General features: G+C 70.3%; 11 protein-coding genes and 1 pseudogene. 9 read left to right on the forward strand and 3 right to left on the reverse strand.

Annotated elements, in window-relative coordinates; all coding sequences use genetic code 11:
* Window positions 1-39: 39 nt before the first annotated feature.
* From AKH00_RS16455 to AKH00_RS16470, 4 genes are read left to right on the forward strand one after another with little or no spacing between them, the layout of a single operon-like run.
* Window positions 40-834: a hypothetical protein gene (locus tag AKH00_RS16455; protein ID WP_050723852.1), complete on the forward strand. Its 795-nt coding sequence runs from the start codon at window positions 40-42 to the stop codon at window positions 832-834.
* Complete coding sequence (locus tag AKH00_RS16460) at window positions 831-1,361, forward strand: hypothetical protein (protein ID WP_050723853.1); 531 nt, start codon at window positions 831-833, stop codon at window positions 1,359-1,361. The genes AKH00_RS16455 and AKH00_RS16460 overlap by 4 nt, the downstream gene beginning before the upstream one ends.
* A gap of 44 nt (window positions 1,362-1,405) precedes the next feature.
* Window positions 1,406-2,062, forward strand: coding sequence for an SDR family oxidoreductase (locus tag AKH00_RS16465; protein WP_050723854.1), 657 nt, complete (start codon window positions 1,406-1,408; stop codon window positions 2,060-2,062).
* Between the two features lie 4 nt (window positions 2,063-2,066).
* Window positions 2,067-3,260 (forward strand): glycoside hydrolase family 3 N-terminal domain-containing protein, encoded by a 1,194-nt coding sequence (locus AKH00_RS16470; RefSeq protein WP_050723855.1) that lies wholly within the window; start codon window positions 2,067-2,069, stop codon window positions 3,258-3,260.
* 7 nt (window positions 3,261-3,267) lie between these two features.
* On the opposite strand, the gene AKH00_RS16475 is transcribed toward AKH00_RS16470, so the two are convergent.
* The 3 genes from AKH00_RS16475 to AKH00_RS16485 are packed head-to-tail and all read right to left on the reverse strand — an operon-like array spanning window position 3,268 to window position 5,837.
* On the reverse strand, window positions 3,268-4,128 hold the full coding sequence (locus AKH00_RS16475; RefSeq protein ID WP_050723856.1) for a hypothetical protein: 861 nt from the start codon (window positions 4,126-4,128) through the stop codon (window positions 3,268-3,270).
* Window position 4,129: 1 nt separating this feature from the next.
* Window positions 4,130-5,155, reverse strand: coding sequence for an App1 family protein (locus tag AKH00_RS16480; protein ID WP_050723857.1), 1,026 nt, complete (start codon window positions 5,153-5,155; stop codon window positions 4,130-4,132).
* Between the two features lie 4 nt (window positions 5,156-5,159).
* Window positions 5,160-5,837 carry a DedA family protein gene (locus AKH00_RS16485; RefSeq protein WP_050723858.1) on the reverse strand — a complete coding sequence of 226 codons (678 nt, stop codon included), beginning with the start codon at window positions 5,835-5,837 and terminating at the stop codon, window positions 5,160-5,162.
* Between the two features lie 41 nt (window positions 5,838-5,878).
* Between AKH00_RS16485 and AKH00_RS16490 the strand changes: the two genes are divergently transcribed.
* From AKH00_RS16490 to AKH00_RS18350, 5 genes and pseudogenes are all read left to right on the forward strand, one after another.
* On the forward strand, window positions 5,879-7,204 hold the full coding sequence (locus tag AKH00_RS16490) for an anthranilate synthase component I family protein (RefSeq protein WP_050723859.1): 1,326 nt from the start codon (window positions 5,879-5,881) through the stop codon (window positions 7,202-7,204).
* Window positions 7,205-7,237: 33 nt separating this feature from the next.
* Window positions 7,238-9,811 (forward strand): leucine--tRNA ligase, encoded by a 2,574-nt coding sequence (gene leuS / locus AKH00_RS16495; protein WP_050723875.1) that lies wholly within the window; start codon window positions 7,238-7,240, stop codon window positions 9,809-9,811.
* 130 nt (window positions 9,812-9,941) lie between these two features.
* Window positions 9,942-10,565, forward strand: coding sequence for a helix-hairpin-helix domain-containing protein (locus AKH00_RS16500; protein WP_050723860.1), 624 nt, complete (start codon window positions 9,942-9,944; stop codon window positions 10,563-10,565).
* A gap of 434 nt (window positions 10,566-10,999) precedes the next feature.
* Window positions 11,000-11,959, forward strand: a pseudogene (locus tag AKH00_RS18345) (ComEC/Rec2 family competence protein); the annotation flags it as partial.
* Between the two features lie 153 nt (window positions 11,960-12,112).
* Complete coding sequence (locus AKH00_RS18350; protein WP_235556816.1) at window positions 12,113-12,850, forward strand: ComEC/Rec2 family competence protein; 738 nt, start codon at window positions 12,113-12,115, stop codon at window positions 12,848-12,850.
* Window positions 12,851-12,964 lie beyond the last annotated feature (114 nt).

Raw genomic sequence — 12,964 nt, forward strand, 5'->3', positions numbered from 1 at the left:
TCCTCCTCCCGGGCTGTTCGATCTCGCTACGCTGAGCGCATGGTCCGTATCGTGCTCTGGGTGATCTGGCTGCTTCTCTCGGCCTGGCTCGTGATCTGGACGGGGGAAGGGCTCTTCGGAGTCGACCAGCGCACGTCGATCCTCCCGTTCTCGGGAGAGGACACCCTCCTCGCCCCGATCCTCATCGGCGTCGCCTGGGGCGTGATCCTCACGTTCGGCATGACGTTCACCGGACTCGGCGTGCGCGGGAGGAAGCTGCGGGGTGAGACGCAGATCGGCGTGGGGCGGATTGTCGAGCTCGCGCCCACCGGCTTGTCCGTCAACGACGTCCCGCAGTACGACCTGTTCATCCGTGTGACCCCCCGCGCCGGCGGCGACTTCGTCGGACAGCTGCGCAGACTCATCCCGCCGACCGATCTCGCGATGGTGCAGGTCGGCAGTCCGGTCCCCGTGCGTTACAGTCCCGCCGACCCGGACACGGTCGAACTCGCCGACATCGCACAGCCCGAGGTGCGCGAGGCCATGCTGCAGTGGCGCATCGAGAAAGGACTGATCGATCCTCGACTCGTGCGCGCACGCACGACCGGCATCCAGGTCCCGGCATCGGTGCTCGAGGTCCGGCCGACGGGCCGCCGACGGGAGGGGCAGAGCGAGCTGACGCTCAAGGTGCTCATGGCGCCGGAGGGCGAGGCGACCTGGGAGGCCGATACCACGGTGTTCGCGTATCCCGATGCGATCTCGCGCTTCCAGGTCGGATCGCCGATCTGGGCGTTCTACCGGCGGGAGGATCCGCAGACCGTGGCCGTGACGATCGAGAAGGAGCCGGGCCGATGAACCCCCTCGACACGGTCTTCTGGCTGCTCAACTTCCCGGCGGCGCACGGCTACGCGATGGTGTTCATCGCGGGCTTCTCGATCCTCGGCCTCTTCGCGATGTCGACGGCCGGGGGCGTGGTGCGCAGGACGGCGTCGCTGCGGAGCGTCCGTGAACGCGAGGGCCTCGCCGTCGCGGAGGCACGGCCGCGCGGGGAGGTCGGAGGGCGCATCCTCCGCATCGTGTTCCGGGTGCTGGCGTTCCTCATGCTCGCGAACCTCGTGATCGGCATCCTCAGCCTGACCGGCGTGCCGCTCACCCGCGCGTACATCTACGAGAACGGCGTGCCGACGACGGGCACGAAGGACGGGGACTGGGTCACGTTCACGACCTCGAGCGGCGTGGAGTACACGATCGAGAGCAACTTCTTCACTCCGGCGGTCTACCCCGACCGCGACGCGTACCTCTCGGGGGAGCAGGTCGTCGTGCGCTACCTGCCCGGACACCCGCAGGCGTTCGTGATCGATAGCACGCAGGGGCCGCGCTGACCACCCCGGGGCGCCTGTCGGTGGACGCGCGTAGGGTGAAGGATATGTCGCGCATCATCGTCTTCGGCGGCCACGGCCGCATCGCCCTGCTGCTCGCCCCGCTGCTCGTCGCCCGCGGCGACGAGGTCACGGCGGTCATCCGCAATCCCGATCACGTCACCGACGTCGAGCAGACCGGCGCCCGCGCGCTGGTCGCCGACATCGAGCAGCTCGACACCGCGGGCCTGGCGGAGATCATCTCCGGTCACGACGCGGTCGTGTGGACCGCCGGTGCCGGCGGGGGCTCGCCCGAACGGACGTACGCGGTCGATCGCGATGCGGCGATCCGCAGCATGGATGCCGCTGTGGATGCCGGGGTGCGCCGCTACGTCATGGTGTCGTGGATCGGGTCGACCGCCGACCACGGAGTCCCCGAGGGCGACTCGTTCTTCCCTTACGCCGACGCGAAGTGGGCTGCCGACGAGCATCTGCGCGGGGTCGACCTCGACGGCACGATCCTCGGCCCGGGCACTCTCACTTTCGACGACCCCACCGGACGCATCCTCATCGACCCCGAGGGTCGCGGCGAGGTGGCGCGGGCGGATGTCGCAACGGTGATCGCCGAGACCGTCGGCAACCCGTCGACGTTCGGGCGCACCATCCGCTTCGGGAACGGCACTGTCGAGACGTCCACGCCGATCGCGGACGCACTCGACGCCTGAGGCCATGCGCGGACATCGGGTCGGCGCGCTCCTCGCCGCGGCTGTGCTCGGTGTGTGCATGCTGGCATCCGGGTCGGCGACCGCCGACTCCGGAGCCGCCGCGGAGAACGCGCTCAGTGCGGAGGCCGCTCCTGCGCACGATGCCCTGCGCGCCCACGCCGCGGATCTCGTCGCCGATATGACGACGCAGGAGCAGGCCGCCTCCGTGGTCATGGGACACATCCCGACGACGGACGCCGCGGCTCTCAGTGCCTACATGCAGCAGGGTCTCGGGGGCTTCCTGCTCATGGGGGCCAACATCCCCGACGACGAGTCCGGCCTCACGGCGCTCACGACCGCGCTGACGGTCGACTCCGCGCTGCCGCCCCTCATCGCGATAGACCAGGAAGGTGGGATCGTGTCGCGTCTCCCGAGCGACGGGTATCCGGCATCCACCACTCTGAAGTCCCTGCCGGTCGAGGCGACCTCCGCAGCGTTCTCGGCGCGGGCAGCGCTCGTCGTGCGCTCCGGGATCGACGTGAACTTCGGCACGGTGGCCGACATGACCGCCGACGCGTCGTCGTTCATCTACGGCCGAGCGCTCGGCACCGATCCCTCCGCTGCGGCTGAGAGGGTCGCCGCGGCGACGACGGCGCAGGAGCCGGTCCTCGCGTCCACTCTGAAGCACTTCCCGGGGCACGGTGCGGCGCCGGGCGACTCACACCACGCGATCCCCACGACCGCCGAGACGCTCGACCAGTGGCGCGTGAGCGATGCGGTGCCGTTCGCCGCCGGTATCGACGCCGGGGCCTCACTGCTCATGTTCGGGCACCTCGCCTACACCGCGGTCGACGCCGCGCCCGCCTCGATCTCGCCGGCGTGGCACGCGATCGCGCGCGATGAGCTCGGTTTCGACGGCGTGATCGTGACCGACGATCTCGGGATGCTCCAGTCCTCCGGCATCCCGGAGTACGCCGATCCCGTGGCGAACGCCGTGAGTGCACTGGCGGCCGGCAGCGACCTGCTGCTGATGGTCGCCGGCTCGACCGCCGACACCGCGGGCGACATGGTCGACGGGATCACCGCAGCGGTCGACGCGGGCACGATTCCCGCCGACCGGCTCGCCGATGCCGCGACCCGTGTCCTGGCCCTGCGGCTGCAGCAGGCCGCGGCCCCCGCGCAGTGGACGCTGTGCGCGGAGTGCGAACCCGCGACCTGACTCCGGGTCAGCTCACGGGTGCCGTGGCCCCGAGCCAGGAGTCGAGCAGACGCCACCGCAGTGCCGCACCTCGATCGGCGAAAGCGCGCTGACGCCGCACGTACTCGGCTTTGCCCTCGACCGACTCGATCGCGACGGGCTCGACGCCCCAGGCAGCGAGATCGTAGGGCGCGGCCTGCATGTCGAGCAGGCGGATGTCGCGCGCGAACTCGAAAGCATCGAGCAGGAGTTCCCCGGGCACGAGCGGACCGAGTTTGAGCGCCCACTTGTACAGGTCCATGCCGGCGTGCAGACACCCGGGCTGCTCGAGGAGCGGCTGGTCGTCGCGGCTCAGCGCCCTGCGATTGCGGGGCACCGCCTCGGGTGTGAAGAAACGGAACGCGTCGAAATGCGTGCACCGGAGCTCGTGACTCTCCACCACGCGATCCGTGCCGTCCTGCCCGAGACGCAGGGGGACGGGATGCCGGAGCTCGTCGGCTCGGTACACCATGGCCCACTCGTGCAGGCCGAAGCAGCCGAACTGTCCGGGGCGGGAGGCGGTGCGTCGCAGCATCCGCTCGACGAGGGCCGCGAGCTCGGGCTTCTCATCGGCGAACACCTGGGCGTCGGGGACCGCGCCGCCGTCGGTCGTTCCGGGGGAGTACCAGCGCCAGGCGCGCCGCTCGACCGCATCCTCCAGCTCGATGCCGGCACCGGGGTGCCACCGCCGCAACCGGGACGGCTTGTAGGAGTAGTAGGTGAAGAGGAAGTCCCACACGGGGTGCTTCTCGCCGCGGCGCGCGCGGTCGCGGTGCGCAGCGGTGAGGGAGTCAGCGCGCTCCTGATGCGCCTGCTCTCGCTCCCGCCACTCGGACCGCGTGAGGGACATGTCAGTCGAGGATGCCGGCTTCGCCGAGCAGATCGCGGAGGCCCGCCCCGTCCTCGGCGCTCACCCAGGGGGCGACGTCGACGGAGTGCGGCTCGCGTCCGGCGCGGCCGCCGGCGAGCACGGCTTCGGCGGGGAGCAGTCGGCGGATCGCGACCCCGGCGACCGAATCCGGATGCTCCTCCATGAACTCCGAGTAGATCGCCTCGTCGTGCTGGCCGTCGTCACCGATCAGCAGCCACTTGACGTGCGGGAACTCGGTGGCCAGTCGGCGCAGATTGGTGAGCTTGTGCTCACGACCGCTGCGGAACCAGCGGTCGTGCGTGGGACCCCAGTCGGTGAGCAGCATGGATCCGGCGGGGAACAGGTGCCGACCGAGGAAGCGTCGCAGAGTGGGGGCCACGTTCCACGCGCCGGTGGAGAGATAGATCATCGGCGCGCCGGGGTGCTGGCGCAGGAGCTGATCGAGCAGGACCGCCATGCCGGGTACGGGCAGGCGAGCGTGCTCGTCGACCACGAACGAGTTCCAGGCCGCGATGAACGGGCGGGGGAGCGCCGTGACCATGACGGTGTCGTCCACGTCGGACAGCACGCCGAAGCGCGTGGACTCGGAGACGACGAACGCGGTCGCCTCGACCGGCTCCTGTCCTTCGACGGAGAACCTGAAGGTCTGCCAGCCGGATTCGAGGTCGGTGTGGATCACGGCATCCACGACGCCGCCGCGATCGGCGACCACGTGATGCACCGAGTCCCCGATCTGCACCGTGACCTTCGCGAAGCTGACGGGGATGCCGACGAAGCTCCGCCAGCCGCGCACGCTCGCGGGCTCGCCGTCCTTCGTACTCCGCTGCGGAGGGACGATCAGGACGCGTCCGAGGACCCGCACCCAGCCGGGCCCGCCGTATCCGGGGAAGGGCAGGATCGTGGCGACGCGTCCGCGACGGCGCGCGCGGCCCTCCCGCCACACGTGGAAGCGGTGCTCGAGGCGCGCGAACCAGTGGATCCGGGGCGCCAGGGGTGCAGAAGCCATTGCTTCAGTCTTTCACGTCCGCACCGCTCTGCGCGTCGGCCTCGGGGGCATCGATATGCCGGGACTCCAGTCGCGTGAGGAGTTTCTTGCCGAGGAAGACGAGCAGCAGGAAGAGCGCGATCACGCCGACGAAGATGTACCCCGCGTAGTGCACGCGGTCGACGAGTTCGCGGAAGCTCCCGGCTGCGAGCGAGGTGATGCTCACGTACGCGGTCGCCCAGAGCAGGCAGGCCGGGGCTGTCCAGGCGAGGAAGCGGCGATACGAGTAGTGGCTCATTCCGACCGTGAGCGGCACGAGCGAGTGGAGCACCGGAAGGAAGCGCGACAGGAAGATAGCGATGCCGCCGCGCCTGGCGAGGTAGTTCTCCGCGCGCACCCAGTTGGTCTCGCCGACGCGGCGACCCACCCAGGAGCGGCGGATGCGCGGGCCGAGCCATCGACCGAGCCAGAAACCGATGCTCTCGCCGATCAGGGCACCCACCACGACGGCGACCACCATCGCGATGCCCTCGATCGGATTCGCGACCCCCATGGACGCGATGATCACGACGGTGTCCCCGGGGACGATCAGACCGATCAGGACGCTGGTCTCGAGCATGACCGCGACGCCCGCGATGAGCGTGCGCGTGACCGGGTCGATCGACTGGATCACGTCGAACAGCCACAGCAGGAGGTCGTCCACTCTCCGAGACTACGGGAGTGCCCGCCGCCTAGGCTGAGAACGTGCCAGAGCGTCTCCGCAGCCGCCGCCTCCCGGTCGGTGTCGATCCCGAAGCGGTGTTCCTCGCCCTCGAACGGGTCGCGCCGGACGTCTTCTGGCTGGATGCCGGAGCACGGCCCGTCGACGGATGGAGCTACGTGGGCACGGGGGAGCGCGCGGCGTTCCCCGCAGATACCCGGCTGGACTCGGCGGGCACGGATGCGCCCGTGGAAACGACCCCGCCGTTCCGCGGGGGATGGGTCGGGTGGCAGGACTACGAGAGCGGGGCGCGTGCGGCAGGCGCTCCCGTGTCGACGACTCATGAACCGCCGGACTCGCCCGGCGGAGCGTGGCTGCGGGTCACGCGTCTGCTCGCGGTGGAGCATGCGACTGGAGCAGCGTGGGTGCTCGCGTCCGCGGACGACCTCGCCGCCTGGGGAGCTATCGTGGTCGACGCGCGGACGCCGGGGACACCGCCACGCGTTCCCGAGGCGGTGGTCGCGGAGGCCCGGCACACGCCGTCGGAGTACCGGGACCTCATCGAGCGCTGTCGCGAGCTGATCCGCGCGGGCATCGCGTACCAGCTCTGCCTCACGACGCGCTTCACGGTTCCGGGCGAGCACGACGCGGTCACGGTCTACCGGCGACTCCGCACTGCCACGCCCGCTCATCACGGCGGCTTCGTGCGCATCGGCGGCCGCTCGCTGCTCAGCGCCAGCCCCGAGCAGTTCCTGCACGCCGAGGGCGGGATCATCCGCACGCGCCCCATCAAGGGCACACGCCCGCGCGGCGGAGACCCCGCTCAGGATGCCGCGCTCGCGTCCGAGCTGGCGAGCGACGAGAAGGAGCGCGCCGAGAACGTCATGATCGTCGATCTGATGCGCAACGACCTCTCCCGCGTGTGCGAACCCGGGTCGATCCGCGTCGAGGCGCTCTGGGCGGTCGAGACGTACCCCGCTGTGCACCAGCTGGTCAGCACGGTCAGCGGCGAACTGTCGGCGGGGGCGGACGTCGGAGCGGTGTTCGCGGCGACATTCCCCGCCGGCAGCATGACCGGCGCTCCCAAGCTCTCGGCCATGACCCGTCTGCACGAGCTCGAAGGCGGTCCTCGAGGTGTCTACGCGGGATGCTTCGGGTTCATCGGCGACCAGGGCCAACTCGACCTCGCGATGGTCATCCGCAGCATCCTCGTCGACGACGCACGGGCCGTGGTCGGTGCCGGGGGCGGGATCACCTGGCGCTCGGTCGCGGCATCCGAGGTCGCGGAAGTCGCCACCAAGGCCCGTGCACCCCTCGCCGCCCTGGGCGCGGACACGCCTGTGGCCTGGGCTTCCGATATCCTGAACTGATCCCCTTTTCCCTCCAGATTGGTCGTGCGTTCGTTGTCTGAGAACCTGTCCACCTCTCCCGTCGACGAGGAGACCTCCTCGACGCACGCCATCCAGGCCAAGTGGCAGAAGTACTGGGCGGAGAACGGCACGTTCCTCACGGGCGGCGACGAGGACAAGCGGCCGCGGCGCTACGTGCTCGCGATGTTCCCGTATCCCTCCGGCGATCTGCACATGGGGCACGCGGAGAACTACCTGTACTCCGACATCGTGGCGCGCTTCTGGCGGCACCGCGGTCACAACGTCCTCAACCCCATCGGGTGGGACTCGTTCGGACTGCCCGCCGAGAACGCGGCGATCCGCCAGGGTGCCGACCCGCGCGAGTGGACCTATCAGAACATCGCGCAGCAGAAGGTCGGCTTCGAGCAGTACGGCGTCTCCTTCGACTGGAGCCGCGTGTTGCACACGTCCGACCCCGAGTACTACCACTGGAACCAGTGGCTGTTCCTCAAGCTGTACGAGCGCGGCCTGGCCTACCGCAAGAAGAGCCCGGTCAACTGGTGCCCCAACGACCAGACCGTGCTCGCGAACGAGCAGGTCGTCGACGGGCGCTGCGACCGCTGCGGCGCCGAGGTCGTGAAGAAGAAGCTGACTCAGTGGTACTTCCGCATCACGGACTACGCAGACCGCCTGCTCGACGACCTGAACCAGCTCGAGGGCCGCTGGCCGCACAAGGTGCTGCAGATGCAGCGCAACTGGATCGGCCGCTCGGTCGGCGCCGACGTGGACTTCCGCATCGAGGGCCGGGACGAGCCCGTGACCGTGTTCTCCACGCGTCCTGACACTTTGCACGGAGCCACGTTCTTCGTCGTCGCGCCGGACGGCGACCTCGCCGCCGAGATCGCCGCCGACGCTCCGGATGCCGTGCGCGAGCGCTTCGCCGCGTATCTGGCCGATGTGCAGAAGACCACCGACATCGATCGCCAGTCGACCGACCGTCCGAAGACGGGCGTGTTCCTGGAGCGCTACGCGATCAACCCGGTCAACGGCGAGAAGCTGCCGATCTGGGCCGCCGACTACGTGCTCGCCGACTACGGTCACGGCGCGGTCATGGCCGTGCCCGCGCATGACCAGCGCGACCTCGACTTCGCCCGGGCCTTTGACCTGCCGGTCAAGGTCGTCGTGGACACGACCGCGCCGATCACCGGCGCGATGCCCGTGATCGAGGTCGATGAGGACGGCGTGCCGATCGACATCGAGGCCGCGCTCGACGAGCAGAACCCGGCATCCACCGGCATCGCCCTCACGGGAGACGGGCGCATGATCAACTCGGGTCCGCTGAACGGACTGTCCAAGCGCAACGCGATCGCCCGTGCGATCGAGCAGCTGCAGGCGTCCGGCACGGGTCGCGCCGCGAAGAACTACCGCCTGCGCGACTGGCTGATCTCCCGCCAGCGGTTCTGGGGCACGCCGATCCCGATGCTGCACGCCGAGGACGGATCGATCATTCCCGTCACCGAGGACAAGCTGCCGGTGAGGCTGCCGAGCGTCGAAGGCCTCGACCTCAAGCCCAAGGGCACGTCGCCGCTGGGCGGTGCCGAGAGCTGGGTGCGCACCGTCGACCCCGGCTCCGGAGAGCCCGTGCTGCGCGATCCCGACACGATGGACACCTTCGTCGACAGCTCGTGGTACTTCCTGCGCTTCCTGACGCCGAACAGCGACACCATGGCGTTCGATCCGGCCGAGGCCGCTCGCTGGGCGCCGGTGGACTCGTACATCGGCGGCGTCGAGCATGCGATCCTGCACCTGCTGTACGCGCGGTTCATCACCAAAGTCCTGTTCGACATGGGGCTGATCGACTTCACCGAGCCGTTCTCGAACCTCATCAACCAGGGCATGGTCCTGCTCGACGGACAGAAGATGTCGAAGAGCAAGGGCAATCTGGTGCTGTTCCAGGAGGAGCTCGACGCGCACGGCGCCGACGCGCTGCGCGTGGGGCTGGCGTTCGCCGGTCCGGTCGAGGACGACAAGGACTGGGCGGACGTGTCGACCACCGGTGCCCAGAAGTTCCTGTCGCGTGCTCTGCGCATCGCGCACGAGGTCACGAGCGATGTCGACGTGGTGTTCGACGGAGGAGACGCGGCACTGCGCCGCGCCACGCACAAGCTGCTGGCGGAGGCGCCCGGGCTGGTCGAGCAGACGAAGTTCAACGTGCTGGTCGCGCGCCTGATGGAGCTCGTCAACGTGACCCGCAAGACGATCGACGGAGCCGGCGGGACGGGCGACCCCGCGGTTCGTGAGGCCATCGAGACGGTCGCCGTCATGCTCGACCTGATCGCTCCGCACACCGCGGAGGAGATGTGGGAGGTGCTCGGTCACGAGCCCTCGGTCGGACTCGTGACCTGGCGTTCGGCCGACCCGGTGCTGCTCGTCGAGGACTCCGTCACCGCGGTCGTGCAGGTGGGCGGCAAGGTGCGGGCGCAGCTCGAGGTGCCGGCGCGCATCGGCGAAGCGGAGCTCGAGGCCCTGGCCCGCGCCGATGAGCGCGTCATCCGATCGATCGGCGACCGCGAGATCGTCAAGGTCGTCGTGCGCGCGCCGAAGATCGTCAGCATCGTCGTCAAGTAGTCGAGACGTGCAGGGGCGGTCGCGCGACTGCCCCTGCACAGTCGCCCCGGAGTCGCGGGTTCTGCACCGCTCATGGCGGCTGGGGGAGCGCGGCGCGGGTGTCGTCCGGAGACCCTCCTAACGTGGCGGGATGCCGGATGACGACGCCTCTCCACCCGTACCCGCGCACGCACCCGCCCACGCACCGCGCCGCCTGCGGCTGAGCATCGGCGCCGCCGTCGTGGTGGCGCTGATCGTGCTGTCCTGTGCGGTCGGCCTCGGTCTTCTGCGCGGGCAGGCGGCACCGGTCGAGTCGATCCCGCTGTCGACCCAAGGGGCAACGGTCGAGGGCTCCGGGCAGCTCTACGTGCACGTCCTCGGGGCGGTCGAGAGTCCCGGGCTGTACGTCCTCACGCCCGACGCCCGTCTCGTGGACGCCGTCGGGGCGGCGGGTGGCACGCGCGACGACGCCGATCTCGCGGCCGTGAACCTCGCCCGGGTCCTGACCGACGGCGAGCAGGTGGTCGTGCCGGTGATCGGCGCGGCGGGTGCCGCGACAGAAGGTGCGGCGACGGTGGACGACGGACTCGTCGACCTCAACACGGCTGACCAGGCCGCCCTCGAGGCGCTTCCGCGCATCGGTCCTGCGCTCGCTCAGCGCATTCTCGACTGGCGGGAGGAGAACGGTGGCTTCCGCGCCGTCGACGATCTCCTCGGGGTGCCGGGGATCGGAGAGAAGCTGCTGGCCGGCATCCGCGACGGGGTCCGCGTGTGACGCGGGACCTGCGGCTGCTGCCGATCGCTGGAGGCGCGTGGGTGGCCGCGCTGATCTGCGTCTTCGCTCCGGGGGTGGCGTGGGGATGCGTCGGCGGGGGGATCGTGGGGGCGGGCATCTGCGGATGGGCGCTCACGCGCCGACCCTCGAGCGCTGCGGTGTGGGGCGTGCTGCTCGTGCTCTGCGCGGCCGGCGCCGCAGTGTCGGTCAGCGCGGCTTTCGCGGGTCCGGGACGCGAGGACGCCGCGTCCTGGAGTGGGCGGGTCGTCGAGGCGACCGCCGAGATCACCTCGTCGGCATCGATCGGTCAGGACGGTCGGCTCTGGGTGGAGGTGGCCCTGACGGCGATCGGCCCACCAGGAGAGGTGCGTGCGGCGTCCGCGCCGGCGCGGATCGGCATCGAGCCCGGAGAGGGGTTCGATCTCGGGGCGTCGATGCGCGTCACAGGGGAGGCTGAGGCGACGAACGCGGGAGAGCGGTCGGCGCTGATCGTGTTCGCGAGTGCGGCCTCGGTCGAGCGTCCCGCCTCCGGGGTGTTCTCGGTCGCGGCGGGCCTGCGCCTCGCGTTCGTCGAGCGTTCGCTCCGTCTGCCCTCGCCGGGGTCGGCGCTGCTGCCCGGGCTCGCCGTGGGCGACACCCGCGCCGTACCGACGGAACTGAACGATGCGATGCGCACCAGTGGTCTCAGCCACCTCACCGCGGTGAGCGGGGCGAACTGCGCGATCGTCGTCGGCGCCGTGTTCTGGCTCGCCGCGCTGTGAGGGGCGAGCCGATGGATTCGAGTCGTGCTCGCCGCGCTGGCTCTCGGGGGCTTCGTCGTACTCGTCACGCCCGAGCCGAGCGTGATCCGTGCGGGAGTGATGGCAGGGGTCGCGATGCTCACGATCCTTCTCGGCCGTCCCAGCGCGGGTGCGGGGATGCTCGCGCTCAGCGCGACCGGCATCCTCATCGCGGACCCGTGGCTGGCCGCGACACCGGGCTTCGCCCTCTCGGTCGTGGCCTCGGGCGCTCTCATCCTCCTCGCGCCGCTGCTCGCACGAGGACTGGCTCGATGGATGCCGCAACCTCTGGCCCTCGCTCTGGCCGTGCCGGTCGCGGCGCAGTCGGCCTGCGGGCCGATCCTCGCTCTCTTCGCCGAGCAGCAGTCCCTCGTGGGCGTGGCCGCCAACCTGCTCGCGGCGCCTGCCGCCCCGATCGCGACCGTGATCGGTCTCCTCGCGTGTCTCGCCGCACCCGTGCCGCCGCTCGCCGATCTTCTGGCGGCATCCGCCTGGCTCCCCGCGGCCTGGATCGCTACGACGGCCGAGGTGGCGGCGAGCCTTCCCTTCGCCGAGGTGCTCGTGCCGCCCGGTCTGCTGACGGCCGCCGTCGTCGCCGTGGTGAGCGCGGCGGTCGCGGTCGTCCTCGCCGGGGGCCTGCGGCGGTTTCCGATCGTCCGTGCGGCCGCGGCGTCCGTGCTGTCCGTGACGCTCGCTCTCGGGGCGGCGCACCTCGTGCTCTCGGGGCCGCTGTCGACCATGACGACGCCGTCCGGATGGGCGATCGCGATGTGCGACATCGGGCAGGGGGATGCCGTGGTGGTGCGCTCGACACAGCGCATCGCGTTGATCGACACCGGACCGGACCCCGCGCCGCTCGACTCGTGCCTGAGAGCCTTGGGCGTCGACCGTATCGACCTGCTCGTGCTCACCCATTTCGACCTCGATCACGTGGGCGGGGTCGACGCGGTGCAGGGCCGAGTCGACGTCGTCCTGCATGGGCCGCCGGGAGAGTCGGCCGATCAGGAGATCCTCGCGCGGTTGGCGGACGGTGGGGCGAAGATCGAGGAGGGCGCGGTGGGCGTACGCGGGACACTCGGCGAGGCCGAGTGGCGAGTGCTGTGGCCGGCGCGGGACGAGCGCGCCTTCGCGCCGGGAAACGACCTCAGCGTGGTCGTCGAGTTCGAGAGCGGCGGGGTTCCCCGCTCGCTGTTCCTCGGAGACCTGTCGGCGGAGCCTCAGGCCGTGCTGCTGCGGTCGGGGCGGGTCGATGGTGCGTACCCGGTCGTCAAGGTCTCGCATCACGGCAGTGGCGATCAGGATCCGGAGCTGTACGCCCGAATCACGGCGGCGGTGGGTCTCATCGGGGTCGGCGCGGACAACGACTACGGACACCCTCGGGCGGATGCGCTGGCCATGCTCGCTGCAGCCGGGACGGCAGCGTTGCGTACCGATCAGCAAGGTCGGGTGCTCGTCGGAGAGAGGGAGGGGAAGTTGGAGGTCTGGACCGAGCGTGCATCGCCCTGATATCGGACGCTGCTCTGTGCTGGCATTCCGTTCGAGTTTCGAAGATTTGTTCTAGACTGGGGGCATGTCGAATCCGCATCTTCTCCCCCTTCTGGAGGCCGTTCAGCGCCTCGA

The sequence above is a fragment of the Microbacterium sp. GCS4 genome (genome assembly GCF_001262495.1).
In the GTDB taxonomy this organism is placed as follows: domain Bacteria; phylum Actinomycetota; class Actinomycetes; order Actinomycetales; family Microbacteriaceae; genus Microbacterium.